A 26,577-nucleotide genomic window follows, 5' to 3' on the forward strand; every position below is an offset into this window, starting at 1 on the left:
TGTCCCCCGCTCGCGCAAGGGGGCCCGTGGAACGGGACGGATCGGGGTTCAGGGCCGCCATCTCACCCGGTGCTCCGCCAGGTGCGACAACACCGCGTGACTCGCCTCCCAGCCGTCCGGGAACTTCACCGTGACGCCCAGCTGCACGGGCTCGGTCGAGGGGTGGTCGTCCAGCAGCTCGGTCACCCCCGCCCGGCAGACCACGATGCACGCGTGCCGGTGCCGGGACGCGAGGACGCACAGCCGTCCCGTCTCCAGGTGGAACGCCGTCGCGTCCGGCCGCCCGGAGAGCGGGTGGAGCACCACCGTCACGTCGAACTCGCGGCCCTGGAGCCGGTTCGCCGTGTCGACGGTGACGTCCGTGACGCCGAGACCGGCCAGCGCCGCCCGCACCGCCGCCGCCTGGTCGCGGTGGGCCGTCCCGACGGCGATCCGGTCGGCCGTCAGCGGCACCGGATCGGCCGACCGCTCCGAGGTCGCCGCGCCACCGCGCTCCAGCAGCCGCCGCACGACCTGGGCCACCGCGCGTACCGCCTCGGGGTCGGTGCGCGGCGTGTGCCGGGCCGGCAGCTCCAGGAGCCCCCAACCCGTCTCCGCCGCCTCGTCGATGACCAGGTCGGGACCCGAACCGTCCGACGCCACACCGAAGTTCAGCCGCCGGTCACCGTGCCCCGTGCCGCTGCGGAACGGCGTGTACGGGTAGAACGCGTCCGAGACCAGGGGGGCCGCGGACGCCGGGAGCCGCCACGACACCGGCAGCCGGTGCTGCGGCAGTTCGGGGTTGTGCGCGAGCAGGGTCGTGACCGCGGACGCCGAAGGGTCGTACGACAGTCCCGCCCACTGCTCCGCGCCCACGATGGCGAACGGATCCAGTTGGCCCGGATCGCCCACGAACAGCGCCCGCTCGAAGAGGCCGGCCACGGCCAGCAGCGCGTCGGAGCGCATCTGGTACGCCTCGTCGACGATCGCGTGCCGCCAGGGCTCGACGTTCTTGACGTGGGCCCACTTCGCGGCGGTCGAGACGACGACCGGGAGGCCCGCCAGATCGGTGGCCTTCGCCGACTTGCGGACGTTCCCGAGGTCGTCGAGCGCCTTGTCGTACGGGTCGGCGTCACTGCTGTGCAGGCGCCCCACCGGCAGCTCGGAGTCCTTCTCGGCGAGCCGTAGCACCAGGTCGTCGACCTGGGAGTTCGTCTGCGCGATGACCATCAGGGGGCGTCCGGCGGCGGCGAGTTCGAGTGCCGCGCGCACCACGAGGGTCGACTTCCCGGCGCCCGGCGGGGAGTCGACGACGACTCCGCGGTGCGTGCCGTGCAGGGTGTCGCGCAGGATCGCGTCGGTGGCGCGGGCGGCCGCGGCCCCGGGGTCGAAGACCGTGGTCACAGGATGTCCTCCTCCGTCACCGGATCCGGCTGCGGTACGGCGTCGGGGTCACCCGGCGGCCCGCCGTGCGTCCACGGTGTCTCCTCCGGGTCGGGCAGCTTCGCGCCGCCGCGCTGCTCGTGCTCGAAGAGCGTGAAGCAGACGAGGTCGCCCTTCTCCGGCACGGACCCGGGCTCGGGCTCCTTGCCGCGGCCCATCTTGTCGACGATCCGCAGCACGAGCAGACCGCCGTCCTCCTCGGGTCCGCCCCGGCCGACGACGCCCTCCGGGTGTGCTGCGGCTCCCGTGTGACCACCGGCCGCGTGTCCGGCGGTCTCCGTCCGTCCGGCGGCCCGCGCGTGTCCGACGAATTCGGCCGCCTGCGGTTTGCCGTCCAGCGACCGGTACACCTTCGTGCGCTCGCCGAGGTGCGGCCGGTCGTCCGTGCGGACGGTCACCAGGGGGCGGGGACTCGGGCGTCTGCTCTCGCTGTAGGTCATGACGACGTCGATGACCTCGCCGGTGAAGGCCTCACCGACCAGGCGCCGGCCGGCCATGACGAGCGGATCGTCGAGGGCCTCCTGCGCGTCCAGGCGGGCCTGCTCGCGCTCGCGCGTGGCCAGCTTGTTGGCCGCGGTGACCGCGTCGTCGCGGCGCGGTTGCGGCGGCTCGCCCGCGACGACCCGGTCGCGGTGACCGGTGAACGACCAGCGGTCGCGGGTCCAGCGGTCGGCCGCGTGCGCCCCCTCGGGCAGGGTCCGCAACAGGTCGAGGCCCTGCCACACCGCGTCCCAGGAGGGCCGGGCGACGCGCTCCACCAGGGCGCGGATCTCCCCTTCGGCCGTGGTGAGTTCACCGAGCCGGTCGTCCGCCTCCAGGCCGTCCTCGGCGGCGGCGAGCGCCGTCCGCGCGCGGTCGTAGCGCTCGATGGCGGGGGCCAGCAGCTTGTTGTCGAAGGCGGGATCGGTGGCCGGTCCCGCGGGCGGGCGGACGAGCTGGCCGCCGGAATCCCGCCGCAGCTCCGCCTCCAGGGCCGCCCGCGCCCCCGACTCGCCCGCCGGGGGATCGATCCAGGCGAGCAGCGCTCCCAGGTGCTGGTCCTCCAGACTGCTCTGGCCGGTGGCCCAGTGCCGGGACAACACGTCGCTGAGAGCGAGCAGCAGGGCGGAGCCGGGCACCCGGGCCCGCTCCCCGAAGTGCGTCAGCCACCGCCCGAGCAGCGGCACCCGGGGCGGCGCCGGGTGAGGTGCCTCCGGCTCCTGCTCCGCGGTGCGCCGGAACCGCATGGAGCGCCCGAGGAGCCGTACGAACTCCACTCCTGACCGGCTCGGCACGATCAGCTGGGGCGCGTCCGCGCACAGCTCGACCTCGACCTTGACCCGCTTCCCGGTCTCCGGATCGGTCTCGCTGCGCTCCGCGGCCTCGACCACGTCCGCGTAGGAGTCGACGTACGGCAGGACCACGTCCGCGAGATCGGCGAGGAACGCGAACCGCAGATCGCGGTCCCGGGGCTGCGGCACGACCAGCAGCCGCGGCGCGTCCCGCTCCGTACCGACCAGCGCCCCGAGGGGGGCGCCCGCCTCACCGGCGGTGATCAGGGACACGAGGACGAGCGGCCGGTCGGAGAGATGCCGGTGCCTGACGGTGGCGACGGGCTGCGCCCGCCCGCTCTCGACGGCTTCCAGCCGGGCGAGGGTGGCGATCAGCGACAAGGGGCCACCTCCGGGAGCGCGGCCTGGCCGGTCGGATGCGCGGGCTCGCGCCCCCGCAGGGCTTCCGCCCGCAGCAGGGCCGCTCTGCGCAGGGCGGCGACCGCCGGATCGGCCGGGTCCCCGGCATCCCCGCGGGCCGCCGCCAGTACGTCGTCGACCGTGGTCAGACCGCCCAGCTCCGCGCGCAGTGACCGTCCCAGCGAGGTCACGGCGCCCTCCTCCCGGGAGCGGGCGCGGCAGTGGAAGGCGAGCTCGCAGGCGGCCAGGCATTCGGGGGCGTAGGCCGCGGGGACGGCATCGACCGCCGCCGTCAGCCGGTCCGCCGGGAGGCCGGGGGCGAAGCAGGTGCCCTCGGGGAGGGCGGCCGCGATGTCCTCGACCCGGGTGAGTCGGTCCAGCTGGCGGCGGGTGACCGCGCGCTGCTTGCGGACGTCGACGGCGGACGCGGTCGGGAGGTTGGAGAAGTCCTTGGGGCAGACCAGCAGCACGCGGTGGCGGACGTCGGGGACCGGGTCCAGGCGCGCGGCGACCTCCTCCAGCGCGAGGACGTACACCGCCGACTGGCGGGCGGCGGCCCCGACCTTCGCCGGATCGGCCGAGCCGTCCAGCAGGGGGAAGGACTTGATCTCGACGACCGTCCACGTCCCGTCGGGGTGCACGACGACGGCGTCCGGTTCGAGGAAGGCGGGGGAGCCCGCGACGTCGAGGGCGAGCATGGGGTGGTCGAGCAGGGTCCAGACGCCCGCGGCGCAGGCGTCGCGCAGCGCCAGCGCGGTACGGGCCGTGCGGCCCTCGGGGCCGGCGGCGGTCAGGTCGGGGACGGTTCCGGCCCGGGGCGGTTCCGCGCCCGGGTCCAGATTCTCGTGCACGAGGCGCAGCAGCTCCGCGCCGCCGTCCGCCTTGACCCGCGCCTCGAACGCGTTGCCCCGCATGAAGGCGAACTGCGACTGGCCGAAGGAGGCCGGCGAGCCCAGCCCCTCCGCCAGCCCGGCCTTGTCGACGCCCGCGCCGTCGAGCAGGGCGCGCCGCTCGCACCCGGGGTTCGCGGCGAGCGCCGCGAGGGCCCGGGCGTCCAGCGCCTTGGGCGGGACGGCGGGGCCGCGCAGCTCAGCGAGTCTTCCCCAGACTCCCGGCTTCGCTGGAGGAGGGGAGATCCCAGTCCGCAGCTCCGTCCCCCGCATCCGTGGGAGGGACACCGGGGTCGGCTCCCGGTCCGGTGCGGGACTCGCGCTGTCGGGGAATGCGTTCACCCGTGGAAGTCTGGCATCCGGCACTGACAATCGGGGAACCCGCGTCGTGAGAGGCGCCCGCGGCCCCTGGGATCCGGGCGCTCAGGCGTGTCTTCACGAGGTCCGCGAGGCGTGTCACCCACGGCGTGAGCAGCAGCCCCGCTCCCATCACCGCGACGCCGGCGACGGCGTCGAGGAAGTAGTGGTTGGCCGTGCCCATCACGACGATCGTGGTGAGCAGCGGGTACGCGATGCCCGCGAGCCGGACGACGCGGGTGCGGCCGTAGCGCCACAGCATCACCCCGCACCACAGCGACCAGCCCACGTGCAGGCTCGGCATCGCCGCGTACTGGTTCGTCATGCCGCCCAGACCGCGTGGGGCGCTCGCCTCGCCGCCCCACCAGCCGTACGAGCTGTACTGGGCCATCGTGTCGACGAAGCCGTGGCCGGCCGAGAGCAGCCGGGGCGGGCAGGTCGGCATCAGGGTGAAGCCGATCAGGCCGATCAGGGTGGACGTCATCAGCCACGTGCGGGCCGCGCGGTACAGCACGGCACGGGAGCGGAAGAGCCAGATCAGGATGGCGGGCGTCACCAGGTAGTGCAGTGACGCGTACCAGAAGTCGGCGGGCACACCGAGCCAGGCCTCGCGGGTGAACAGTCGGTTGAGCGGGTGCTCGGCGTTGAGGTGGAGCGCCTTCTCGATACGCAGGATCTCCAGGCCGTGGCCGACGGCGCTGTCCGTGTTGCCCCGGGCGAGCAGCCGGCCCGCCGAGTACGACGCGTACACCAGGACTATCAGCGGCAGCTCGGTCCACCAGCGCAGGCGGAGGTCAGGTGCGGAGGGACGCAGCTCGGTCCACCGGCGGTGCCGGGCGCGCGGTGCCGTCCCGGTCTGCCGTGCATCGGTCTGCGGCATCCGATCGCCCTCCCCCATCTGCTCGTAGTGCCCCGGCGATCCCGCCGGTGGCCGCACCGGCGGTGCGCGAGCGATCGCTCGCGGCGTGTCGGTGCGCAAGTCTGTTCGTGACGATGCGTGGCCGCACCGGATTTTACGGTGTATGCGAACGGCCCTGGGAAGCGCCCCCGGTCGTCAAGGACGCAGAGATCGCCCGGCGGGTTGCTCCTCTCGGGGGTGCGCGATGATGGAGTGACCCATTTATCCGGCGAATCGGAAAGGCTTCCCCTCATGGCACCGCGCATCCTGCTGGCTCGGCACGGACAGACGGCGTGGTCGCTGTCCGGCAAGCACACCGGCAGGACCGACGTACCGCTGCTGGAGGAGGGCCGGCGCGGAGCCGGGACACTGGGTGAGCGACTGCACCGGGCGCCCTTCGACGGGCTCCCGGGGGCGGAGGTGCTCACCAGCCCGCTGGCACGCGCGCGTGAGACGTGCGAGCTGGCCGGATTCGGGGAGCGCGCCATCTCCTGGGACACGCTGATGGAGTGGGACTACGGCACGTACGAGGGGATGACCCCGGCCGAGATCCAGGCCGTACGCCCGGGCTGGTTCATCTGGCGCGACGGCGTGCCCGGGGGCGAGACGCTGGAGCAGGTCACCGCGCGCGCGGACGAGGTCGTGGCCCGTGCCCGTGCCGCGGACCGCGACGTGCTGGTCTTCGCGCACGGCCACATCCTGCGTTCGATCGGCGCCCGCTGGCTGGGCCTCCCGCTCGACTTCGCCGCCCGGATCCGTCTCAACCCGACCTCCCTGTCGGTGCTCGGCTGGGCCTACGGGGAGCCCGCCATCGAGTCCTGGAACGACCTCGGACACCTGACGGTGTAGGTCGGGCCCGCCCCTTCCCGCTGTCTCCGCCCGTCGCGTTGATGTCGGGTCCGCGCGTTGGCGTCGGTCCGGCCTTTCGCGTCGGTCCGGCCTTTCATGTCGGGTCCGCGCGCTCACGTCGGGTCCGCTCCTCCGAGGCCGGTGCCGTGCCGGGTGCCCCCGCCGACGGGACGTGGCGGACACGGCACGGGGGAACGCGGGGGAGAGGAGTCCGTCCGGTGGGGCGGCTCACGCGGTCCGCGGCAGGCCGGCGTGGCGCTCCAGGAACGCGCGGACGCCCGACGCCCTGCGGTGCGGCAGCAGCACCCGCGCGGTGGCCGCCAGCATGGTCTGGATGCGGGACGACTGGACCTCGCCCAGCAGGTCGAGGACGCGCAGCCCCGCGACGGCGGCCTCGTCGGGGCGGCCGCCGCGGGCGAGGTCGTCGGCGAGTTCCGCGGTGTAGAGGGCGATGTTGCGGGTGAAGTGCGGATCCTGGAGGTGTGCCGCGCGACGGGCGTGACGGGCCGCGCGCGGCCAGTCGCCCAGCGTGGACCAGCACTGCGCCTCCAGGCCCTCCAGTTCGGCCTCTCCGTAGAAGGTCATCCACTCGGGATCGCTCTGCGAGGGGCCGCGCTCGAAGAGGGCCTGGGCGCGGACGAGTGCCCGTTCGCACTCCGCGCGGTCGGCGAGCCCCGCCCAGCCGCCCGCCTCGCGCAGCGCGAGCAATGAGAGCAGCCGCGAGGAGCCGAGCGGGCGCGCCGCCCGCTGCGCCGCCTGCGCGGCGCGCACCGCCTCGCGCGGGCGGCCGGCGTCGCGCGCGAGGAAGGCCGTGTTGCAGAAGGCGTGTGCCTCCAGGCCCGGGTCGCCCGACATCCGCGCGGTCGCCAGTGCCTCGGCGTAGTGCGAGCGGGCGTCGTCGAAACGCCCGGAGTCGTGTGCCAACCAGCCCACCGAGATGGCCAGTTCGCCCGCCCCCGCGTACAGCCGGTCGGCGGTCCGCTGACGGGTGGTGCCCGCGTCGAGCAGTTCGTACGCGGTGCGCAGGGGTGCGGCGGCCCGCCGGTAGAGGCCGTCGGCCCCGTGCCGGTCGTCGAGCAGCCGGATGCTTCGTACGGCCTCTTCGAGGGCGCCCGCCTCGGTCGTCCCCACCCGGTGGACGCGGCGGTCCGCGGCTTCGGCGGTACCGCCGAACGTGCCCGCGAACGGGCCCAGTGTGGCTGCCGCCATGGTGGCGGTGCCTCCGGTCATGAATGCGCGACGCTGCACGTCGCTCTCCTCGTGGTTCTGTTCATGGTGCTGGTGCTGGTGCGGGTCATGCGGGTTGTACAGGTCATGTGGGTCGTGCGGGGCATGCGGATTCTGCGTGGTCTCATACGTCTCGCACGCCCCTTCCGTCTCACCCGTGGTGCGCGTAAGGCTTGTGGTGTGCGCGGGGGGCTCTTCGTCCGCTTCGCGCGCCCCTCGTCCGCGCACGGACGAGCGGGGCGAGAAGCCCAGGTCGGTCAGCGTGCGGCCGGGGAACATGTGCAGGAACACCCGCTCGTACGCGTAGTTGGGACAGCGGATCTCGCCGGCCTCCACCCGCCCGACATAGCGCGCGTCGCAGCTGACCCGCTCGCCGATCTCGCGCGCCGCCCGCCGTACCGCCGCGGCGAACTCGCCCGGCGAGCGCTGTCCGCGCAGCCGCCGGAAGGCGAGGTTCGGCCGCGGTGGCCGGGGGGACGGGGACGAGGTCATCGTTGACGACGCCATGGCCGGGCCCTCTCTTGCGAACCGTCGAACCATGCCGGAAGCGGGGCGAAATGCCTGTGTCATGCCATGTGGTGCCCTGCTCCGGCGGAGCAAGAACGTACCTGCTGTGACGACGTCGCCACGCTGGGTTTGGCTACAAACCGGATATCTCATCCATGATCTGCCATGAACTGCCATCCTTTGCGGCGCTGTTCCGCCGTAGCCGTTGACGTTCTGACGCGTTGAACCGGGTGGACCGGGAGCGCACCCGAACTCCCGACCCGCTCGTGCAGGAGGAGGGGTTCCGTGTTGGAGGCCGGGTTGGAGAGCACCGAGTTCCGTAGACCGCTGTCGACCGCCGCGTACGGGTCGTCCCCGGGGTACGGCGCCCCACCGCAGCCCGTCGCCGGCTGCGACCTGGTGACCGTTCCGGCACGCCAGGGCCTGGAGGCGGTCGACATTCTCCGCCGGGGCGCCTGCGAATCCGTCGGGCCGGTCCTGCTCGACGGCGGCTGCGACACCCTCGGCTTCCTGGTGCCTCCGGGCACCGCCGACGCCTGGGACGTGCCGGGCAGCACCTGCACACAGACCGTCGGCCGCGGCCCGTATCCCGCGCCCGAGCCGCCCGTCGAGGGCTCGGACTGGCTGCTGCCACCGGGGGAGGCGGACCTCGCGACCGACCCGGTGGTCCTGCGGGCGGCGCTGGGCGAGGCCGCACGGCTCATCGAGGCCGCGGACAACTGTCGCTGAGCGCTCCGCGGCGGCCGTTGGGCCGACCGTCCCGGAGCCCCTGATAATGGCCGCATGGGAAGGTCGAAGAACGCGCGACGCGGCCAGGCGGCCGCCGAGCCCCTCGTCGAGACGGTCGACGGCGGGCTCGCCGAGCTGATACCCGACCGGGACCGCCCGCGCGCCTGGACCCTGCTGATCGACGGTGCCCCGCAGTCCCACGTCGACCTCGACGACCCCGCCCACCTGAGCTTCGAGTACCAGCGGCGCCTCGGTCACGTCATCGACCTGGTCGCGCCGCCCGGCAAGCCGGTGCACGCCGTGCACCTCGGCGGCGGAGCCTTCACGCTCGCCCGCTACACCGCCGCGACCCGCCCCCGTTCCACCCAGCAGATCGTCGAACGCGACGGTGCCCTCGTCCAACTCGTCCGGCGGGAACTCCCCTTGGACCCCAACGCGCGTGTCCGGGTGCGCTCGGTGGACGCCCGTGAGGGGCTCGCGAAGGTGCCGGACGGCTGGGCGGACCTGGTCATCGCCGATGTGTTCAGCGGCGCGCGGACCCCGGCCCACCTGACCTCCGTGGAGTTCCTGGACGACGTCCGCAGGGTCGTCAAAACCGGTGGCCTGTACGCCGCCAATCTCGCCGACGGACCCCCGCTGGCCCATCTGCGCGGTCAGATCGCCACCGCCGCGGCGGTCTTCCCCGAGCTGGCCCTCGTCGCCGACCCGACGGTGCTGCGCGGGAAGCGCTTCGGCAACGCCGTCCTCGTCGCCTGCGACCGGCCGTTGCCGCTGGCCGAACTCACCCGCCGCGCGGCCTCGGACCCGCACCCCGGAAGGGTCGAACACGGCAGGCAGCTCGCCGACTTCACCGGGGGAGCGGTACCGGTCCTGGACGCGGCGGCGGTGGCGTCCCCGGCTCCACCGCCCTCGGTGTTCCGCTGACACCCGCCCGCCGGATCCGACGCTAGTAGGTGCCGATCTCCACCCGCGGCGGCCCGTCGTGCCACGTGCAGAACACCGACACCCGATCCGCTCCCGAGGTGAACTCCACCCGGATCCACGACTCGGTCTTCCACACCTGTATCGACCAGCCCGAGCCCGGCGTCGCGGAGACGAGCGTCGCGGAGGCCGTGCCAAGGTCGAAGACCGCCCGCCCGCCGTCGGTGTCGTAACTCTTGACCCGACCCGACTGACCGGCCTGTGCGGAGGGGCTCGGACCCGGCCCGGAGGACGGCGACTTCGAGGGCGAGGGGGCGGCGGACGGCCGCCGGCTCCGCTCCGGCCGCGGGGCCGCCGTAGCGTGCGGAGTCCCGGTCCGGCCGGTCGGGGACGGGAGCGGCTTGGCCTTCTGCGTGGTGGGTTCGCCCACCGTGACGGGCAGCGCCCGCGGCGGGTCGTACGCCGTCCCCGTCATGACCGTGTGGACACCCCACCACGACAGCGTGACCGCCGCGCCCGTGGCGAGCGTCCAAGCCAGTACGTGTACGAGTCCTCTGCGCATCGCGGCCATACTGCCTCACGCGCCCCACGGGTGTCTCGTTCCCTTCGCGCGGCCGGAGTTGTCCACAGGCGCCGGACCGGCATCGCACGGATGGCGTACGGTGCCGCCCATGGCAAGTGTGCTCGTGGTCGAGGACGACCAGTTCGTACGCTCGGCCCTCATCCGGCATCTGACCGACGCCTCGCACACCGTGCGCAGCGTCGGCACCGCGCTCGAGGCGCTGCGCGAGGTCGCTCATTTCCCCTTCGACGTCGTCATCCTGGACCTCGGTCTGCCCGATCTGGACGGGGCCGAGGCGCTCAAGATGCTGCGCGGCATCACCGACGTGCCCGTGATCATCGCCACCGCCCGGGACGACGAGACGGAGATCGTCCGCCTGCTGAACGACGGCGCGGACGACTATCTGACCAAGCCGTTCTCGGTCGAGCACCTGTCCGCGCGGATGGCCGCCGTCCTGCGCCGCTCGCGGTCGGTGGGGGAGACGCCCGCGTCGCCGGTCATCCGGGTCGGCGGCCTGGCCATCGACCCGCTGCGCCGCCGGGCCGAGCTGGACGGCGCCCGACTGGACCTCACCCGGCGGGAGTTCGACCTGCTCGCCTTCCTCGCCGGCCGGCCCGGCGTCGTCGTGGCCCGCAAGGAGTTGCTCGCCGAGGTGTGGCAGCAGTCGTACGGGGACGACCAGACCATCGACGTCCATCTGTCCTGGCTGCGGCGGAAGCTGGGCGAGACGGCGGCGAGGCCGCGTTATCTCCACACCCTGCGCGGTGTCGGCGTGAAGCTGGAGCCACCGCGGACGGAGTTCCCGCGAGCGGAGCCGCCGCTGTGAGGTGGGCACTGGTCAAGGTGTGCGTGGCGGTGACCACGATGGTCGTGGTGGCCTTCGCGGTGCCGCTCGGGCTCGTCATCAAGGAGATGGCCCGGGACCGCGCGTTCTCGAACGCCGAACGGGAGGCCGCGGCCGTCGCGCCCGCGCTCTCCATCACCACCGACCGGGACCAGTTGGAGCGGGTCGTCGTCTCCGCCGGGTCCGACGACGGCATGGCCGTGCACATCCCGGCGAGCGACGGCACCAAGGCGGTCGACATCGGCCGGCAGCGGGCCGCCGCCAAGGACATCGCCGCCACCCGCGGACTGGGCCGGGCCTCCACCACCGAGGTCCCGGGCGGCTCCACGCTGCTCCAGCCCACCGCGCTGAGCTCCGGCGAGATCGCGGTCGTCGAGGTGTACGTCCCCGAGTCCGAGGTCAGCAACGGCGTGGGGACGGCCTGGGCGGTACTCGCCGCGGTCGGCGTCGCGCTCGTCGTCGGCTCGGTCGCGGTCGCCGACCGGCTGGGCGTACGCATGGTGCAGCCGGCCCAGCGGCTGGTCGAGGGCGCGCACGAACTGGGAGAGGGCAAGCTCGGAGCCCGGGTCCCCGAGGAGGGTCCCACCGAACTGCGGCTGGCGGCGGTCGCGTTCAACTCGATGGCCGACCAGGTCGTGCAACTCCTCGCGAACGAGCGGGAGCTGGCCGCGGATCTCTCGCACCGCCTGCGCACCCCGCTGACCGTGCTGCGGCTGAACACGGCCTCGCTCGGCGACGGACCGGCCGCCGAGCAGACCCGGGCGGCCGTGGCTCAGCTGGAGCGGGAGGTCGACACGATCATCCGGACGGCGCGGGAGGCCAAGCCGCAGACGGTGGCGCTCGGTGTCACCGGGTGCGACGCGTCCGAGGTGGTCCGCGAGCGGATGGACTTCTGGTCCGCGCTCGCCGAGGACGAGGGCCGCAAGGTGCGGGTCGCGGGCGTGGACCGTCCGGTGCGCATACCCGTCGCGCGCGCCGACCTGGTGGCCGCGCTCGACGCGCTCCTCGGCAACGTCTTCCGGCACACACCGGAGGGCACGGCCTTCGCGGTCGACGTGCACAACAGCGACGACGCCGTGATCGTGCTGGTGTCGGACGCGGGACCGGGGATCGTGGACCCGGACTCGGCGATGGCCCGCGGGCGGGGCTCGGGCAGCGACGGCTCGACCGGGCTCGGGCTGGACATCGTGCGGCGGCTCGCGGAGTCGACGGGCGGCGACGTACGACTGGGGTCGTCGGTACTGGGCGGCACCGAGGTACGGATATGGATCCAGCTGGACGGGCGGGCGCCGGTACGGCGCGGGCACCGGGGGACGGTACGGCGACGCAGACGCAGCGTCGGCGCGAGCTGACCCGGGACCGATCCCGGCCGCGACGTGCCGGGCCGGAGCCGAGCCGAGGCCGCACCGTGTCTCTCCCCGCCGCTCCGGGGCCCAGAACCGGTCTCGACCTTTAACCGTCCCCGATGCCTTCCTTAAGCGCACCCTAAGATCGCCGGTCACCGTCCGGATGAAGCGGTTTGCCCGATTCCGGATCGCTAGCGTGCTGCCCGCACCCCCTGGGGATCCCCAGCGAACTCCCGTGAAACCGCGAAGGCAGGCACGCGATGAGCAGTACGCACCGGCGCAAGGTCAGTGGCAGGAACAAGGCGATAGGCGGCGTCGTGGCCGCAGCCGTGGTCGGCGGCGGCGCCTTCCTGTTCTCCGGCACCGCGCTCGCCGCCGGTGTCGGCGCCGCTTACACGAAGACCAGCGACTGGTCCACGGGCTACACCGCGCAGTACGTCATCACGAACGACACGGGCCGGGCGAAGAGCGACTGGACACTGGAGTTCGACCTGCCCTCCGGCGCCCGGCTCAGCTCCCTGTGGAACGGCGAGTCCGCGGTGAGCGGAAACCACGTCACGGTGAAGCCGCCGTCCTGGGACAAGGACGGCCTGGCGGCCGGCGAGTCGGTCACCGTCGGCTTCGTCGTGAACGGCACCGCGGACCCCAAGGGCTGTGTCATCGACGGCGCCAAGTGCTCGGTGGACGACGGCGCGACCCCGGAACCGAGCGGGCGTCCGACCGGGTCGGCCACCCCCACGGCCACGCCGAAACCCAGCCCGAGCGCCTCCCGCACCAGCACGCCGACCACCCCGGCCTCCACTCCGGCCGCCACCCCGACGCCCTCCGCCCCGGCGAGCACCGGCAGCGGCACCACCGGCGCCGGCTTCGCGCCGTACGTCGACACCTCCCTCTACCCGGCCTTCGACCTGGTCGGCGGCGCGGCGGCCACCGGGGTCAAGAACTACAACCTCGCGTTCATCACCGACGGCGGCGGCTGCACGCCCAAGTGGGGCGGGGTGAGCGACCTCGCCAGTGACGCGGTGGCCGCGCAGATCGGCGCGCTGCGGGCGAAGGGCGGCGACGTCCGCGTCTCCTTCGGCGGCGCCTCCGGGTCGGAGCCGGCCACGACCTGCTCGTCGGCGGACGCGCTGGCGGCGGTGTACGGGAAGGCCGTGGACGCCTACAAACTGACGAAGGTCGACTTCGACGTCGAGGGCGGCGCGCTGCCGAACACCGCGGCGAACACGAGGCGCGCGAAGGCCATCGCGAAGCTCCAGCAGCAGCACCCGGGCCTGGACGTGTCCTTCACGCTCCCCGTCATGCCCGAGGGCCTCACCCAGGACGGCGTGAACCTCCTGTCCGACGCCAGGTCGAACGGCGTGAGGATCTCCGCCGTCAACATCATGGCGATGGACTACGGGCCCTCGTACAACGGTGACATGGGCACCTACGCCGAGCAGGCCGCCACCGCCACGCAGGCCCAGGTCAAGAGCGTCCTCGGACTCTCCGACAGCGCGGCCTGGAAGACCGTCGCCGTCACCCCGATGATCGGTGTCAACGACGTGGCGTCCGAGATCTTCAAGGTCGACGACGCCGCCCAGCTGGTGGCGTTCGCCAAGGCCAAGGGGCTCGGCTGGCTGTCGATGTGGTCCGCGAGCCGCGACAAGCAGTGCGCGGGCGGCGCGAAGAACTCCGCGGACGCCACCTGCAGTTCGGTCGTCCAGGACGCGGGGGCGTTCTCGAAGGCGTTCGGCGCCTACAAGTAGGCCCGGCACCCACCGAGTCCTCCCCCCACGGGGAAACGCGTCCCGGCCGGAAACACCCCCCATCCGGCCGGGGCGCGCCCCCCTTTCCGGGTGCCGCGCCCCGTCCCCCGACATCCCCGCCCCCCGTAGAACCGGGCGGCGGGAGCGCGTGCTCCCGGACGAAGGCCCGGCCGCGGCCCGGGGCCGAACCCCGCCGCCCGGGCCCCCGCCCCCGGGAGCGACCTACTCGTCCGCGGCCGTCACCGGCGGCAGCGTCCCCGTCCTGGCCGCACGGCTGTACCAGTGGGCGCTCGACTTCGGCGTACGGGCCAGGGTCGCGTAGTCGACGTACACCGCGCCGAAGCGCTTGTCGTAGCCGTACGCCCACTCGAAGTTGTCCATCAGGGACCACAGGTAGTACCCGCGGACGTCCGCGCCGTCGGCGATGGCACGGCGGACCGCCGACAGGTGGCCGTGCAGGTAGGCGATGCGCTCGGGGTCGTGGACGCGGCCCTCCGGGTCCGGCTTGTCGTCGTACGCGGCGCCGTTCTCGGTGATGTACAGCGGCAGGCCGGGCGACTCCCGCGTGTAGCGCGTGATCAGGTCGTGCAGGCCCGTCGGGTCGATCGTCCAGCCCATCTCCGTACGCTCGCCCGGAGTCTGATGGAACATCACATCGTCGGCGCCCGGCCACGGCGTGTACGCGCTCGCCCCGTGACCGTCCGGGCGGGGACCGGAAGCGGTGGCCTCCGCCGCCGACACCAGCGTCGGCGTGTAGTAGTTCAGCCCCAGCGCGTCGAGCGGCTGCTTGATCACCGCCAGGTCGCCGTCCAGGACGTACGACCAGTCCGTGATCGAGGACGTCTCCTGGAACAGGCCCTCCGGGTAGGCGCCGTGCAGCATCGGGCCGTGGAAGACACCGTTGGCCAGGTTGTCGATGCGCCGGACCGCCGCGAGATCCGCCGGGCTCTGCGAAAGCGGCCTGACGACCGAGGAGTTGAGGCTCACCGCGACCGAGTTGCGGGCCGGCATCACGGACCTCAGCGCCTTCGCGCCCAGGCCGTGCGCCAGGTTCAGGTGGTGGGCGGCCTTCAGCGACGCCGCCGCGTCCGTGCGGCCGGGCGCGTGCACCCCCGAGCCGTAGCCCAGGAACGCGCTGCACCACGGCTCGTTCAGGGTGATCCACTGCTCCACCCGGTCACCCAGCGCCTCGCCCACGATCTGGGCGTAGTCGGCGAACCGCAGCGCCGTGTCGCGCGCGGGCCAGCCGCCCGCGTCCTCCAGTTCCTGGGGGAGGTCCCAGTGGTAGAGGGTGATGGCCGGCTTGATGTCGTGGGCCAGCAGTTCGTCGACCAGGTTGCGGTAGAAGTCCAGACCCCGCTGGACCGCCGGACCCCGGCCCGTCGGCTGCACCCGGGACCAGGAGACCGAGAAGCGGTACGCGGACAGGCCCAGCTCCGCCATCAGGGCCACGTCGTCACGGAAGCGGTGGTAGTGGTCGACAGCGATGTCACCGGTCTCACCGCCGGCCGTCTTTCCCGGCGTGTGGCTGAAGGTGTCCCAGATGGAGGGCGTGCGGCCGTCCTCCCGTACCGCCCCCTCGATCTGGTAGGCGGAGGTCGCCGCGCCCCAGAGGAACGCGGGGGGAAAGGTCACGGGCGATGCGGGTTCAGGCATGGAAGCGCTCCCATAGGGGGTCGTGGAGAACGACGGTATTGAGCAGAAGGGGACGAAGGGGCCGGGGCGGCGGTGACCCGGCCCCCACGGGCGGCGGTGCGGAGGGTCAGCCCTTGATCGCGCCCTGCATGATGCCGCCCACGATCTGCTTTCCGAACAGCAGGAAGGCGATGAGCAGCGGCAGCGTGCCGAGCAGCGCGCCCGCCATGATCACGGCCTGGTCGGGGACGTAACCGGTGCCGAGCGAGTTGAGGGCGACCTGCACGGTGGGGTTCTGCTGGTTGAGGGCGATGATCGGCCACAGGAAGTCGTTCCAGGCCATCACGAAGGTCAGCAGGCCGAGGACCGCCATCGCCGGCCGCGCCGCCGGGAAGACGACGTGCCACACGACGCGCAGACTGCTCGCGCCGTCCACCCGCGCCGCCTCGATGAGCTCGGTGGGCAGCGCCTGCAGCAGGTACTGCCGCATGAAGAACGTACCGAAGGCACTCACCAGGGTCGGCAGGATGACCGTCTGCAGCTGGTTGGACCAGCCGAGGTCGCTCATCCACAGATACAGCGGTACGACGGCCAGCTGCGGCGGGATCATCATCGTGCCGATGGTCAGCAGCAGCAGAAGACCGGAGAACCTGAACCGCAGCTTGGCGAAGGCGAACCCGGCGAGCGTGGAGAACACGACCGTACCGACAGTGATGGTCCCGGCGACGATCGTGGAGTTGACCATCGCGGTGCCGAGCCCGGCCTGGTCCCACGCGGCCTGGAGGTTCTTGAACAGGTTCCCGCCGAACCACAGCGGCGGCGGGGTCTGCGCCAGCCGCTCGTTGTTGCGGGAGGCCGCGACGGCCGTCCAGACCAGCGGGGCGAGCGAGACCAGAGCGAAGACGGTCAGGACGACATACGTGACCGGCCCCGCGTGCAGCTGCTTGCCCGCGCCGAGCACCCGGCGGCGTCCGCTGCCCCGGCCGTCCGGAGTTCCCTTCGCCCCTGCCTGAGGGACAGTCAGTTCAGTGGTGGTCATTGGGATTTCCTCAGCCGTCGGGTGATCAGCAGGTTGATCGCGGCGACGATCAGCAGGATCAGGAACATCGTCCATGCGATCGCTGACGCCTTGCCGAGGTTGCCGATGCCCCAGCCCTGGTCGTACATGTAGAGGCCGAGCGTCTGGTACTGGTGCGCGGAGCCGCCCTTCGAGCCGCTGACCCCGCCGAACAGGAGCGGCTCACCGAACAGCTGCGTCGCGCCGATGGTGGACACGACCACCGTGAACAGGATCGTCGGCCGCAGCATGGGGACCGTCACATGGCGGAACTGCTGCCAGCGGCCCGCGCCGTCGAGAGCCGCCGACTCGTACAGGTCGGTGGGGATCGCCTGCATCGCCGCGAGGTAGATCAGCGCGTTGTAGCCGGTCCAGCGCCAGATCACGATGGAGGAGACGGCGAACTGGCCGCCCCAGTCGGACTCGCGCCAGTTGATCGGGTCGACCCCGACGAAGTGCAGCAGCCAGTTGATCATGCCGCCGTCCCACGAGTACAGCAGCGTGAAGACGAGGGTCGCCGCGGCCACCGAGGTGGCGTATGGGGTGAGCATCACGACCCGCCACACGGTCGAGCCGCGCAGCCGGTAGTTGAGCAGGTGGGCGATCCCGATCGCCATGACCAGCTGCGGGACCGTGGAGATCACGCCGATGGTGAAGGTGTTCTCCAGGGCGTTCCAGAAGAACTCCGAGGACAGCAGGTTCTTGTAGTTGTCCAGCCCGGCCCAGGTCTGGTGGTCCAGACCGGACAGCTGCACGTTGTGCAGCGAGTACCAGGCCGTGTAGAGCAGCGGCACGAGCCCGAAGGCCCCGAAGACGATGAAGAAGGGGGCGATGAACGCGTACGGCGACGCCTTCATGTCCCAGCGGTACAGCCGGCTGCGCCAGGAATCCGGGCCCGGCGGCGGCGTACCGCGACCCTGAGCGCCCCGGGCCGCGCCCGGCTGGGAGCCGGGCGCGGCGTCGGCGCTCGTCGCGGGATGCGCGAGAGCCTGCTTGGAGCTGGTCACTGGCCGAGCACGTCCTTGATCTCCGCCTTGGCCGCGTTCCAGCCCTGGTCGGGAGACTTGCCCTTCTGCTCGACCTGGAGGATGCCGATGTCGGTGATCGCGGTGCCGATCGGCTGGTCCTTGATGCCGAAGTTCTGGACGGGGATCGTCTTCGCCGAGTCGGCGAAGATCTGCGTGATCGGCGCGTCCGAGAAGTACGACGTCGTCGCGGCGGCCGGCTTCAGGCTGTCGTACGCCGCCGGGGTCGACGGGAAGCTGGCCTGCTTGGCGAAGACCTTCGCCTGCTGCTCGGGCGCGGTCAGCCACTTGGCCAGCGCGATGGCGTCCTTCTGGTGCTTGCCGGCCGTCGGCACGCCGATGAACGAACCGCCCCAGTTGGCCGCGGTCGGCGCGGCCGCCACGTCCCACTTGCCCTTGCCGGCGTCACCGGACTTCTCCTGGATGTAGCCCATCATCCAGGCGGGGCAGGCCACCGTCGCGAACGAGCCCTTGGCGAAGCCCTGGTCCCACGTCGGGTCGAACTGCTTCAGCTTCGCCGACATGTTGCTGGTCGCCACCGTCATCGCGGCGTCCCAGGACTTCTTCACCCCCGAGGACTTGTCCCAGATGACGTTGCCGTCCTTGTCGTAGTACCGCTCGCTCTCGCCACCGAGGGCCGCGTTGTAGACCGAGGAGGCGGAGTCCACGAACTTGGTGCCGCTCGGCGCCTTCTTCATGTACTGCTTGCCGAGGTCGACGTACTTGGCCCAGTCGCCCTTCCACTGCGCGGCGAGCTTGGTGCGGTCGGTCTCCAGACCGGCCTTCTGGAAGAGGTCCTTGCGGTAGCAGATCGCCATCGGACCGATGTCGGTGCCGATACCGATCGTCTTGCCGTCCTTGGTGGTGGCCTGAGCCGTCTTCCAGTCCAGCCACTGCGACTTGTCGACGTCCTTGCCGAGGTCGACGAACTTCTCGGCCTGGGTCTGGACGGCCTCGGTGATGTTGCCGACCTCGATCGCCTGGATGTCGTCGGTGCCGGAGCCGGCCTGCAGGCGGGTGAGCGTCTTGGGCCAGTAGACGTCGGTACGGGTGGTGACGTTCTCCTTGATCGTGATGTCCGGGTGGAGCTTCATGTACTCGTCGTAGAGGCCGGCCTGCTTGTAGCCGAAGACACCGAAGGTGCCGATCGTCAGCGTGGTCTTGCCCTTGCCGCCACCACCGCCGTCGCCCGAGTTCGACGATCCGTCGTTCGAGTCGTTGGCGCAGCCGGCCAGCAGCCCTGTGGTCAGCGCGGCGACGGCCGCGAGGGCCCCCAGCCTGCGGGACCGGCGGGTACTCGTGCGCATTGCGTCCTCCTGTTGCCTGACGTGCCGACCCCCCGGCCAACTGCATTGTTGGGCCCGTTTTTCTCGCTGCGGCTCGGGCGGGGAACGTGCGGGATGTGTAGGTGTCAGGTACCGTGGGAGCGCTCCCACAGGTGATGTGTTGAAGAGTCGTCGGTTCGCGCGGGGGTGTCAAGGGAGCAGACACGGAGAGACGCGTTCAGTTATCGGCCTGTTAACTAACTCCGGGGACGGGGCGTACGAGGGTGGGGGGACGGGTGGAGCGGCTCGTGCCGAGGTGACTTCACGGGGGCCGGCGCCGGCGTCGGTGAGGCCGGCACCGCAGCCTCGGCGAGGTTGCCATCGCGGCCGGGTCCCTGTCCATGAACGGGACTGTTAGATTCCAGGCCAGCCGCTCAGAAGCGCGGCGTCGACGGGAGGCGGACCATGGCAGGCCACGGAGCGCGGGGCCGGAGCGGCGGGCGGCCGACCCTCGAGGAGGTCGCCGCGCGCGCCGGTGTGGGCCGCGGCACGGTGTCCCGGGTGATCAACGGTTCGCCGCGGGTCAGCGACGCGACCCGCGCGGCGGTCGAGGCGGCGGTGGCGGAGCTCGGTTATGTCCCGAACACGGCGGCGCGCGCCCTGGCCGCCAACCGCACGGACGCGATCGCGCTCGTCGTCCCCGAGCCGGAGACCCGGTTCTTCGCGGAACCGTACTTCTCGGACATGCTCCGGGGTGTCGGCGCGGAACTCTCCGACACCGAGATGCAGCTGCTGCTGATCTTCGCGGGCAGCGACCGGGAGCGGCAGCGCCTGGCCCAGTACCTGGCGGCGCACCGTGTGGACGGCGTCCTGCTGGTCTCGGTGCACGCGGACGACCCGCTGCCCGACCTGCTCTCCCAGCTGGAGATCCCGGCGGTGATCAGCGGTCGCCGTTCGGCGGAGGAGACGCTGCCGTCCGTGGACTCCGACAACTACGGCGGGGGGCGCCTCGCCGTCGAGCACCTGGTCGCCCGGGGGCGCCGCAGGATCGTCCATCTCGCGGGGCGCCTCGACGTGTTCGGCGCGCAGCGTCGTGTCGACGGCTATCGCGAGGGTCTGCGTGCCGCGGGCCGTCCGGTGGACGACGGCCTCATCGTCGCCGGCGACTTCACGGAGGAGGGCGGGCGCCGGGCGATGACCGAACTGCTGGCCCGCTGCCCCGATCTGGACGCCGTCTTCGCCGGTTCGGACGTGATGGCGGCCGGCGCCCGCCAGGTCCTGCGCGAGGCGGGCCGCCGTACACCGGACGACGTGGCGCTGGTCGGCTACGACGACTCCGCCATCGCCCGCCACATGGATCCGCCCCTGACGAGCGTGCGCCAGCCGATAGAGGAGATGGGCCGGGCGATGATCGACCTTCTGCTCGGGGAGATCGCGGATCGGCGCCCGGCGGTGTCGCGGGAACTGGAGAAGCGTCAGGTCGTGCTGCCCACCGAGCTGGTGGCGCGGGCGTCGTCCTGACGCCGGCCGCCGCCGTGCCGCCGCCCGGCACCGTCCGCCACCGGCGCGGGCGGGATCAGACCGCCGCCTCCGCGGTCGCCCTCGTCACGGCCATGGTCGCCGTCGTCGTCACCGCCGCCGTCAGCGGCCGATGTCACCGAGGCCGGCCGGTCGCCGCTCCGTACCGCTGACGGCGGAGTCGCCCCGCCGCTGTTGACGCCGTTGCCGCACGGGAAGAGTTCCGTAGGGCAGTCTGGCGGGTATGGTCCTGCATCCCCTGCTGGGAGTCGATGAAGTGCCCGCCGTTGAGCCCTATCTGGGCCGGGTGGGCGAGGTGTTCCGGGCGTTCCGCGAGCAGGAGTCGGGGTGCGTGTCGTACGGGGTGAGACTGCTCGACGGCGGCCGGTGGTTCCTCAAGGAGGCGGTCACCGATCGCGGCCGGCGCTCGCTGGAGCGCGGCTGGGCCTTCCACCGGTCGGTACGGCACCGGGCGATCGTCCCGCAGGTGCACCGCATCGCGGTGCAGGACGGCGGGTGGGCGGTGGTGATGCCCTGGCGGGAGGGTGAGGTGCTGTACCCCGCGGAGGCGGGCGGGACGCACGACCGTACGGACCCGGCCAGTGCGATGGCACGCTTCCGCGCCCTGCCCTCCGACGCGGTCCTGCGCGCCTTCGACCGGGTCCTGGACGCCCACCTCGCGGTGGAGGCCGCCGGCCAGGTCGCCGTCGACTTCTACGACGGGGCGCTGCTGTACGACTTCGACCGTGACGTCGCCCATCTGGTCGACCTCGACGAGTACCGGCCGGGTCCGTTCGTGGTCGAGGAGGAACGCCTGCCGGGCTCGCGGCGGTTCATGGCCCCCGAGGAGTGGGTGCGCGGGGCCGTGATCGACTCCCGGACGACCGTCTTCACGCTGGGCCGTGCCGCCCGGCTCCTGCTGGACGCGGGCGACGAGGAGCGCGCCTGGCGGGGCACTCCGGCCCAGCAGAGGGTCATCGTCCGTGCCACCCGGACCGATCCGGGGGAGCGCTTCGAGAACGTCCACCGTTTCGCCGAGGAGTGGCGGGCGGCCGACACCGCGCCGGGCGACTGAGGCCGGGCATCTGAAGGCCGCCCGTCTGAGGCCGGGCGTCCGACGCCGGTCGTCCGGGGTTCGGGCGTCCGGCCTCGGGTGTTCGAGGTCCGGCGCCGGGTTTCGGGAGTCGGAGGTCCGGCAGCCGGCTCCAGGTGTCCGAGGCCCGGCAGATGGCTCCAGGTGTCCGGGGCCGGGCGCCCGGAGTCGTGGTCCTCAGGCCCGTACCGGTCGCTGCCAGCGGACCTCGCCCTCGTGGATGACGCCGGTGGGGGCCAGCCCGGCCGCCGCGGCGACGGCCGCGGACGCCCGGTGGTCCGGATGGACATGGGCGACGACCGTACGGACGCCCGGTTCCCCGCCGAGGCGGGCGACGAGTTCGCGCGCCGCCTCACTTGCGAACCCGCGCCCCTGCCAGCGGGTGCCGACCACCCAGGCGACCTCCGCGGTCCCCGCGGTGACCGTCGCCTGGACGGTCCCCACCAGGCGGCCCTCGTCGCCCGTGTCGCGCCCGCCGTCCTCGGCCCCGCGGAGCCGCAGCACCCAGTTGCACCAGAGGACGGCGGGGTCGGGGGAGCCGGCGACCAGACGTTCGTGGCGTGACCGCAGGGATTCGGGGGTGCCGGGCGCGCCACCGGTGAAGGTGTGCAGCTCCGGGTCGGCCAGGACCGCGGCCAGTTCCTCGGCGTGTTCGACGCGGAGGGGGAGCAGGTCGAGGCGGGCGGTGCGGAGGGTGTCGGTGTGGAGGGGCACGCGGTGAGCCTAGGGGCAGATCCTGACGCGTACGGCCGGGCACCGGACACGGACCGGGCACCGGACACGGACCGGGATCCGCGCACGACCCGGATCCGGGCACGACCCGGATCCGCACATGAGCGAGGCCCGGTCCGCTTGCGCGGACCGGGCCTCGGTCTGTCAGGGTGAGTGACGGGACTTGAACCCGCGGCATCCTGGACCACAACCAGGTGCTCTACCAGCTGAGCTACACCCACCATGAACCGGTTTTGGTTTCCCTGACCGGCCGAGAAAAAGTGTACAGGGTTCTGAGGGGTGCTCGCGCCCGACTTTGTCCGGGGTCCTCGGAGACCCCGGACGAACGTCATTCCACGGGCAGTACGTGCTTCGCCGCGATGGTGCGGGCGGTGTCCGAGTCGGGGCCGGGCTGCGGGACGAAGATCGCCTCGCGGTAGTAGCGGAGCTCGGCGATGGATTCGCGGATGTCGGCGAGGGCGCGGTGGTTGCCGTTCTTGTCCGGGCTGTTGAAGTACGCCCGCGGGTACCAGCGGCGGGCCAGCTCCTTGACGGAGGAGACGTCCACGATGCGGTAGTGGAGATAGCCCTCCAGGGTGGGCATGTCGCGGAGCAGGAAGCCCCGGTCCGTGCCGACCGAGTTCCCGCACAGCGGGGCCTTGCCCGGCTCCTTGACGTGCTCACGCACATAGGAGAGGACCTGTTCCTCGGCGTCGGCCAGGGTGGTGCCCGCGGCGAGTTCGGAGAGGAGGCCGGAGGCCGTGTGCATCTGGCGCACCACGTCCGGCATCGTCTCCAGGGCCGCGTCCGGCGGGCGGATCACGATGTCCACCCCTTCGCCGAGCACGTTCAGCTCCGAGTCGGTGACCAGCGCGGCCACCTCGATGAGTGCGTCCTCCGACAGCGAGAGCCCGGTCATCTCGCAGTCGATCCACACCATGCGATCGTTCATGGCCCCAACCCTACGGCGCGCCCCGGCGCACGGGCAGGTCCGGGACGTCGGCGGCCCGGGGCTCTCACGGTCCGGGGCTCTCACGGTCCGGGCGCCCGCACACGGCGACGGCCCGGGACCCGAGGGCCCCGGGCCGTCCACGGCCGGGCGGTGTGACGTCGTCACGGAGCCGGGGCGCCGCGGCGCCCCGCACGCTAGGGCGCGCTGCGCTGCCCCGGCAGGCTCGGCCGGCCCGCCGCGTACAGTTCCGCGCCAGGCTTGCCGGGATCCGTCGCGGTCGACAGCGACGAGGCCGGGCTCAGGGCGCCGGCCGCCGCCGTACGACGGGTCTGCGACGGGACCGGACTCTCCTGGCTCAGGACCGGTGGCTGCCCGGCCGAACCCATGGGACCGTCCGGGTCCGACGGCCGCTCGGACTGCGGCCGGCGCGCCCGGTACGCCGCCCGGTAGGCGGCCGGGGACGAGCCGAGCTGGCGCCGGAAGTGCCCGCGCAGCGCGACCGGCGAGCGGAAGCCGCAGCGTCCGGCGACCTCGTCGACCGAGTAGTCGGACGTCTCCAGCAGGCGCTGCGCCTGCAGCACGCGCTGGGTGATCAGCCACTGCAGCGGCGCGCTCCCCGTCAGCGAGCGGAAGCGGCGGTCGAACGTGCGGCGGCTCATGTACGCGCGTGCCGCCAGCGTCTCGACGTCGAACTGCTCGTGCAGGTGCTCCAGCGCCCAGGCGACGACCTCCGCGAGGGGGTCGGCGCCGATCTCCTCCGGTAAAGACCGGTCGAGGTAGCGCTCCTGTCCGCCGCTCCGGCGCGGCGGGACCACCAGCCGACGGGCCAGCGCGCCGGCCGCCTCGTTGCCGTGGTCCGTCCGCACGATGTGCAGACAGAGATCGATTCCGGCCGCGGTGCCCGCCGATGTCAGTACGTCACCGTCGTCGACGAACAGCTCGCGCGGATCGACGTGTACGGACGGATAGCGCTTGGCCAGCGTCGGCGCGTACATCCAATGTGTCGTCGCCGGGCGGCCGTCCAGCAGTCCGGCGGCGGCCAGCACGAACGCGCCGGTGCACAGTCCGACTATGCGGGCCCCCTCCTCGTGCGCCCGGCGCAGCGCGTCGAGCGCTTCCTCCGGTGGCGGCGAGGTGATCGAGCGCCAGGCCGGCACCACGACGGTGCCCGCTCGCGAGATCGCCTCCAGGCCATGCGGCGCGGTGAGTTCCAGGCCCCCTGTGGTCCGCAGCGGGCCGTCCTCGCCGGCGCACACCAGAAGTCGGTAGCGCGGCACGCCGGCGTCCTGGCGGTCAATCCCGAACACCGACAGCGGTATGGAACTCTCGAAGATGGGGCCGCCGCTGAACAGCAGCACCGCGACGATCTCCTTGCGGCGTCGCCCGGAGAGTTTCCGGGCCGCGGCTTCCGGCGCGGCAGTGGAGTCGTGGCTCATACTGCTAAGCCCCCCTCGGTGGTCGCGGCTCCTCGGTTGTGTCGCTCCTGCACGTTTCCCCTCGGTCCTGCACGAGTCCCCCGCCGTAAGACAGTCAAGATCGAATCTACTGTGTCCCGTCGCGCCAAGGTGACCACTTCGACACTCGACAGAATGTCGACATGGCAACTTGGCGTGAAGCATTCGATCACGAAGCGTTGCACTCGTGGGCCGTGCAGGGAAGTGCGCCTCGTGTCAGTGGCCAATCCACATAGGGTGCATGAGCCCCCCGGGGGCCTTAAAGCGCAGGTCGAACGCGGGTTGAGGGGTTGTTACGGCAAGGGATGCCCGGGAGGCCGAAGTTGGCTGAAAAGAAGCGGGGGCGTGCGCGGAAACCGGTCAGTCGACCGGCTTCTTTCCCGCACCGCGGCGTCCGCCCCTGTGCGCCCCCGGGCCACTCCTGCCCGGCAAGCCGCTCATGATGTGCGTGTCGGCCATATCTCGCGCGCCCGGGGCCGGTACCGGGGCGGCTCCGGCCGCGGGCCCGGTGACCCCCGTGCCGTGATCTCCCCCCGGACGGTCTCCCCCGTCACGATCCCTTACGCCGGGAATCCGCACGCCGGTCACGAGATCCCGGGCGGCGGGATCCCGCGCGTCCCCGCTCCGTCCGTCCCGGTCCCGTCCGTCCCGGTCCCGATGGGTGCGCTCCCGGGGTCCGCGCTCGCGCGCACCGCTCCTGCCGTGCCGGGCGCGGTGCGGGGCAGGCTCCTCGGCGCGCATCCGGGCGGCGCCCCGTTCGGACTGGCGCAGCAGCACCAGGCACGCCGCGGTCACGGCCGCCAGACCCAGCGCCGTGCCGGCCGCCCCGGCGAGCGAGGTGCCGAACCAGACCAGGACGACCGGGACGAGGACGCAGCTGAAGGCCGCCCAGCGCGCGACCTCGCTCGCCGCGTCCGGCGCTGGGGGCGGTCCGGGGCGCGCTCCGGAGGAGGGGCGGGACACGGTCTCTGGTCCGGGCACGGTCTGCTCCCTGGTTGCCTGGTACTCCATTGCTCTCCATGGCGGTGGCTCACCTGTTCAACGCGTGTTCGACCGGCCGGTCACTGCCCGGCCGCCGGCGGCCGGTCCCGCGGGGGCGCATCTCCGGGTGAACCCTGCGCAAACCGCCTGTACGGGGCAGCAACCATTGCGTTACGGGCGCCTCTCATGCATGCTCCGGGGAACGCCGCACAGCGCGCGCGGTATCTGGGCAGAGGAGGCGTGCCGCCGTACCCTTGGGGGTATGGGGTTGGGAAGATGATTCCCGGACACAGCTCTGCCGATCGTTGTCGTCCCCACCACGAGGATCCAAACGCCGAGATACCCATGGCCGGTCACGAATTCTTCGATCCCGCGGACCGCAAGCGCCCGCTCGCCGATCCCACGGCGGCCGAGCCCCTGGCGGCGGAAGACCCCCGCCAGTCCTGCGATCCAGCTTTCAAACACGGCGTCGTCGTCGGTTTCGACGGTTCGACGTCCAGTGAACGTGCCCTCGCGTACGCGGTCGGCATGGCCCACCGCTCCGGCTCGGGCCTGATCATCGTGCATGTCGCGAACCGGCTGCCCACCACGGTGTGGGCGGGCTGCGAACCACCGGTCTTCGTCGACGTGCCCGACCACCGCACCGAGGTGCTCGGACTGGAGCTCGCCTGCGCCGAGTACCTGGCCGAGGTGCCGTGGATCCTCGTCGAGCGGGGCGGGGACATCTGCCACGAACTCGAAGAGGTGGGGCGGGAGTACGAGGCGGACGCGATCGTCGTCGGCTCCACGCACGGCATCGTCGGGCGCATCTTCGGCTCGGTGGCGGGGCGGCTGGCGAAACGCGCGCAGCGCCCGGTGATCGTCATCCCCTGACCGGCCGTCAACTCGCCGTCGTTCCAGGTGGGGTGATCCGGTC

General features: G+C 72.5%; 23 protein-coding genes and 1 tRNA gene. 9 read left to right on the plus strand and 15 right to left on the minus strand.

Translation table 11 applies throughout. The features are described from left to right. Positions 1-48 precede the first annotated feature (48 nt). From GFH48_RS25165 to GFH48_RS25180, 4 genes are read right to left on the minus strand one after another with little or no spacing between them, the layout of a single operon-like run. Positions 49-1,383: an AAA domain-containing protein gene (locus GFH48_RS25165; RefSeq protein WP_153290418.1), complete on the minus strand. Its 1,335-nt coding sequence runs from the start codon at positions 1,381-1,383 to the stop codon at positions 49-51. Continuing rightward, entirely contained in the window at positions 1,380-3,074 is a 1,695-nt protein-coding gene (locus GFH48_RS25170) for a hypothetical protein (RefSeq protein WP_153290419.1), read from the minus strand. The genes GFH48_RS25165 and GFH48_RS25170 overlap by 4 nt, the downstream gene beginning before the upstream one ends. After that, positions 3,065-4,255 (minus strand): hypothetical protein, encoded by a 1,191-nt coding sequence (locus GFH48_RS25175; RefSeq protein WP_407698720.1) that lies wholly within the window; start codon positions 4,253-4,255, stop codon positions 3,065-3,067. The genes GFH48_RS25170 and GFH48_RS25175 overlap by 10 nt, the downstream gene beginning before the upstream one ends. Beyond that, the gene (locus tag GFH48_RS25180) at positions 4,182-5,219 is read right to left on the minus strand and encodes a phosphatase PAP2 family protein (RefSeq protein WP_153290420.1); all 1,038 of its coding nucleotides are present in this window, start codon (positions 5,217-5,219) and stop codon (positions 4,182-4,184) included. Before GFH48_RS25180 ends, GFH48_RS25175 begins: the two co-directional genes overlap by 74 nt. A gap of 270 nt (positions 5,220-5,489) precedes the next feature. Here GFH48_RS25180 and GFH48_RS25185 point away from each other — a divergent pair, with 270 nt between their 5' ends. Next, on the plus strand, positions 5,490-6,086 hold the full coding sequence (locus GFH48_RS25185; RefSeq protein ID WP_153290421.1) for a histidine phosphatase family protein: 597 nt from the start codon (positions 5,490-5,492) through the stop codon (positions 6,084-6,086). Between the two features lie 228 nt (positions 6,087-6,314). On the opposite strand, the gene GFH48_RS25190 is transcribed toward GFH48_RS25185, so the two are convergent. Beyond that, on the minus strand, positions 6,315-7,820 hold the full coding sequence (locus tag GFH48_RS25190; protein WP_153290422.1) for a hypothetical protein: 1,506 nt from the start codon (positions 7,818-7,820) through the stop codon (positions 6,315-6,317). 327 nt (positions 7,821-8,147) lie between these two features. On the opposite strand from GFH48_RS25190, the gene GFH48_RS25195 reads away from it, so the two are divergent. Next, complete coding sequence (locus GFH48_RS25195; protein ID WP_403232563.1) at positions 8,148-8,549, plus strand: hypothetical protein; 402 nt, start codon at positions 8,148-8,150, stop codon at positions 8,547-8,549. Positions 8,550-8,603: 54 nt separating this feature from the next. Continuing rightward, complete coding sequence (locus GFH48_RS25200) at positions 8,604-9,473, plus strand: spermidine synthase (protein ID WP_153290423.1); 870 nt, start codon at positions 8,604-8,606, stop codon at positions 9,471-9,473. A 22-nt stretch (positions 9,474-9,495) separates the two neighbouring features. On the opposite strand, the gene GFH48_RS25205 is transcribed toward GFH48_RS25200, so the two are convergent. Continuing rightward, positions 9,496-10,032, minus strand: coding sequence for a hypothetical protein (locus GFH48_RS25205; protein WP_153290424.1), 537 nt, complete (start codon positions 10,030-10,032; stop codon positions 9,496-9,498). A gap of 109 nt (positions 10,033-10,141) precedes the next feature. Between GFH48_RS25205 and GFH48_RS25210 the strand changes: the two genes are divergently transcribed. The 3 genes from GFH48_RS25210 (at position 10,142) to GFH48_RS25220 (ending at position 13,970) form a co-directional block, all read left to right on the plus strand. Next, positions 10,142-10,858 (plus strand): response regulator transcription factor, encoded by a 717-nt coding sequence (locus GFH48_RS25210; RefSeq protein WP_153290425.1) that lies wholly within the window; start codon positions 10,142-10,144, stop codon positions 10,856-10,858. Beyond that, positions 10,855-12,228: a sensor histidine kinase gene (locus GFH48_RS25215; RefSeq protein ID WP_153290426.1), complete on the plus strand. Its 1,374-nt coding sequence runs from the start codon at positions 10,855-10,857 to the stop codon at positions 12,226-12,228. Before GFH48_RS25210 ends, GFH48_RS25215 begins: the two co-directional genes overlap by 4 nt. A gap of 254 nt (positions 12,229-12,482) precedes the next feature. Beyond that, entirely contained in the window at positions 12,483-13,970 is a 1,488-nt protein-coding gene (locus tag GFH48_RS25220) for a glycoside hydrolase family 18 protein (protein WP_153290427.1), read from the plus strand. A gap of 222 nt (positions 13,971-14,192) precedes the next feature. Here the strand turns inward: GFH48_RS25220 and GFH48_RS25225 are convergent, their stop codons facing one another. The 4 genes from GFH48_RS25225 to GFH48_RS25240 all read right to left on the minus strand — a co-directional run bounded on the left by GFH48_RS25225 (position 14,193) and on the right by GFH48_RS25240 (position 18,994). Further along, positions 14,193-15,626, minus strand: a complete 1,434-nt coding sequence (locus GFH48_RS25225; RefSeq protein ID WP_153290428.1) for a GH1 family beta-glucosidase — start codon at positions 15,624-15,626, stop codon at positions 14,193-14,195. 106 nt (positions 15,627-15,732) lie between these two features. Beyond that, on the minus strand, positions 15,733-16,644 hold the full coding sequence (locus GFH48_RS25230; RefSeq protein WP_153290429.1) for a carbohydrate ABC transporter permease: 912 nt from the start codon (positions 16,642-16,644) through the stop codon (positions 15,733-15,735). Further along, the gene (locus GFH48_RS25235) at positions 16,641-17,669 is read right to left on the minus strand and encodes a carbohydrate ABC transporter permease (RefSeq protein WP_153290430.1); all 1,029 of its coding nucleotides are present in this window, start codon (positions 17,667-17,669) and stop codon (positions 16,641-16,643) included. The genes GFH48_RS25230 and GFH48_RS25235 overlap by 4 nt, the downstream gene beginning before the upstream one ends. Beyond that, on the minus strand, positions 17,666-18,994 hold the full coding sequence (locus GFH48_RS25240; protein ID WP_153290431.1) for an ABC transporter substrate-binding protein: 1,329 nt from the start codon (positions 18,992-18,994) through the stop codon (positions 17,666-17,668). The genes GFH48_RS25235 and GFH48_RS25240 overlap by 4 nt, the downstream gene beginning before the upstream one ends. 423 nt (positions 18,995-19,417) lie before the next feature. Between GFH48_RS25240 and GFH48_RS25245 the strand changes: the two genes are divergently transcribed. Together GFH48_RS25245 and GFH48_RS25250 are read left to right on the plus strand one after the other, a co-directional pair. Continuing rightward, the gene (locus tag GFH48_RS25245; protein WP_153290432.1) at positions 19,418-20,473 is read left to right on the plus strand and encodes a LacI family DNA-binding transcriptional regulator; all 1,056 of its coding nucleotides are present in this window, start codon (positions 19,418-19,420) and stop codon (positions 20,471-20,473) included. Positions 20,474-20,714: 241 nt separating this feature from the next. Further along, positions 20,715-21,545: a serine/threonine protein kinase gene (locus tag GFH48_RS25250; protein WP_153290433.1), complete on the plus strand. Its 831-nt coding sequence runs from the start codon at positions 20,715-20,717 to the stop codon at positions 21,543-21,545. A 195-nt stretch (positions 21,546-21,740) separates the two neighbouring features. On the opposite strand, the gene GFH48_RS25255 is transcribed toward GFH48_RS25250, so the two are convergent. The 5 genes from GFH48_RS25255 to GFH48_RS40160 all read right to left on the minus strand — a co-directional run bounded on the left by GFH48_RS25255 (position 21,741) and on the right by GFH48_RS40160 (position 25,691). Continuing rightward, positions 21,741-22,277 (minus strand): GNAT family N-acetyltransferase, encoded by a 537-nt coding sequence (locus tag GFH48_RS25255; protein ID WP_153290434.1) that lies wholly within the window; start codon positions 22,275-22,277, stop codon positions 21,741-21,743. A gap of 166 nt (positions 22,278-22,443) precedes the next feature. Next, positions 22,444-22,516, minus strand: a tRNA-His gene (locus GFH48_RS25260). Positions 22,517-22,623: 107 nt separating this feature from the next. Beyond that, positions 22,624-23,226 carry an oligoribonuclease gene (orn, locus tag GFH48_RS25265; RefSeq protein ID WP_153290435.1) on the minus strand — a complete coding sequence of 201 codons (603 nt, stop codon included), beginning with the start codon at positions 23,224-23,226 and terminating at the stop codon, positions 22,624-22,626. Between the two features lie 194 nt (positions 23,227-23,420). Then, positions 23,421-24,662 carry a helix-turn-helix domain-containing protein gene (locus GFH48_RS25270; protein WP_153290436.1) on the minus strand — a complete coding sequence of 414 codons (1,242 nt, stop codon included), beginning with the start codon at positions 24,660-24,662 and terminating at the stop codon, positions 23,421-23,423. 378 nt (positions 24,663-25,040) lie between these two features. Next, a complete protein-coding gene (locus tag GFH48_RS40160) occupies positions 25,041-25,691 on the minus strand; it encodes a hypothetical protein (protein ID WP_407698658.1) in 651 nt (216 codons plus the stop codon). Positions 25,692-26,006: 315 nt separating this feature from the next. Between GFH48_RS40160 and GFH48_RS25280 the strand changes: the two genes are divergently transcribed. After that, entirely contained in the window at positions 26,007-26,534 is a 528-nt protein-coding gene (locus GFH48_RS25280) for a universal stress protein (protein ID WP_153290437.1), read from the plus strand. Positions 26,535-26,577 lie beyond the last annotated feature (43 nt).

It is taken from the genome of Streptomyces fagopyri (assembly GCF_009498275.1).
GTDB lineage: Bacteria > Actinomycetota > Actinomycetes > Streptomycetales > Streptomycetaceae > Streptomyces > Streptomyces fagopyri.

What these genes read in the sequence shown, in the direction of transcription:
- GFH48_RS25190 (WP_153290422.1), bottom strand. Translation starts at nt 7,820, where the DNA reads ATGGCGTCGTCAACGATGACCTCGTCCCCGTCCCCCCGGCCACCGCGG.
- GFH48_RS25200 (WP_153290423.1), top strand. Translation starts at nt 8,604, where the DNA reads ATGGGAAGGTCGAAGAACGCGCGACGCGGCCAGGCGGCCGCCGAGCCC.
- GFH48_RS25220 (WP_153290427.1), top strand. Translation starts at nt 12,483, where the DNA reads ATGAGCAGTACGCACCGGCGCAAGGTCAGTGGCAGGAACAAGGCGATA.
- GFH48_RS25270 (WP_153290436.1), bottom strand. Translation starts at nt 24,662, where the DNA reads ATGAGCCACGACTCCACTGCCGCGCCGGAAGCCGCGGCCCGGAAACTC.
- GFH48_RS25210 (WP_153290425.1), top strand. Translation starts at nt 10,142, where the DNA reads ATGGCAAGTGTGCTCGTGGTCGAGGACGACCAGTTCGTACGCTCGGCC.
- GFH48_RS25180 (WP_153290420.1), bottom strand. Translation starts at nt 5,219, where the DNA reads ATGCCGCAGACCGATGCACGGCAGACCGGGACGGCACCGCGCGCCCGG.
- GFH48_RS25240 (WP_153290431.1), bottom strand. Translation starts at nt 18,994, where the DNA reads ATGCGCACGAGTACCCGCCGGTCCCGCAGGCTGGGGGCCCTCGCGGCC.
- GFH48_RS25245 (WP_153290432.1), top strand. Translation starts at nt 19,418, where the DNA reads ATGGCAGGCCACGGAGCGCGGGGCCGGAGCGGCGGGCGGCCGACCCTC.
- GFH48_RS25175 (WP_407698720.1), bottom strand. Translation starts at nt 4,255, where the DNA reads ATGCGGGGGACGGAGCTGCGGACTGGGATCTCCCCTCCTCCAGCGAAG.
- GFH48_RS25230 (WP_153290429.1), bottom strand. Translation starts at nt 16,644, where the DNA reads ATGACCACCACTGAACTGACTGTCCCTCAGGCAGGGGCGAAGGGAACT.
- GFH48_RS25250 (WP_153290433.1), top strand. Translation starts at nt 20,715, where the DNA reads ATGGTCCTGCATCCCCTGCTGGGAGTCGATGAAGTGCCCGCCGTTGAG.
- orn (WP_153290435.1), bottom strand. Translation starts at nt 23,226, where the DNA reads ATGAACGATCGCATGGTGTGGATCGACTGCGAGATGACCGGGCTCTCG.
- GFH48_RS40160 (WP_407698658.1), bottom strand. Translation starts at nt 25,691, where the DNA reads ATGGAGTACCAGGCAACCAGGGAGCAGACCGTGCCCGGACCAGAGACC.
- GFH48_RS25205 (WP_153290424.1), bottom strand. Translation starts at nt 10,032, where the DNA reads ATGCGCAGAGGACTCGTACACGTACTGGCTTGGACGCTCGCCACGGGC.
- GFH48_RS25225 (WP_153290428.1), bottom strand. Translation starts at nt 15,626, where the DNA reads ATGCCTGAACCCGCATCGCCCGTGACCTTTCCCCCCGCGTTCCTCTGG.
- GFH48_RS25280 (WP_153290437.1), top strand. Translation starts at nt 26,007, where the DNA reads ATGGCCGGTCACGAATTCTTCGATCCCGCGGACCGCAAGCGCCCGCTC.
- GFH48_RS25185 (WP_153290421.1), top strand. Translation starts at nt 5,490, where the DNA reads ATGGCACCGCGCATCCTGCTGGCTCGGCACGGACAGACGGCGTGGTCG.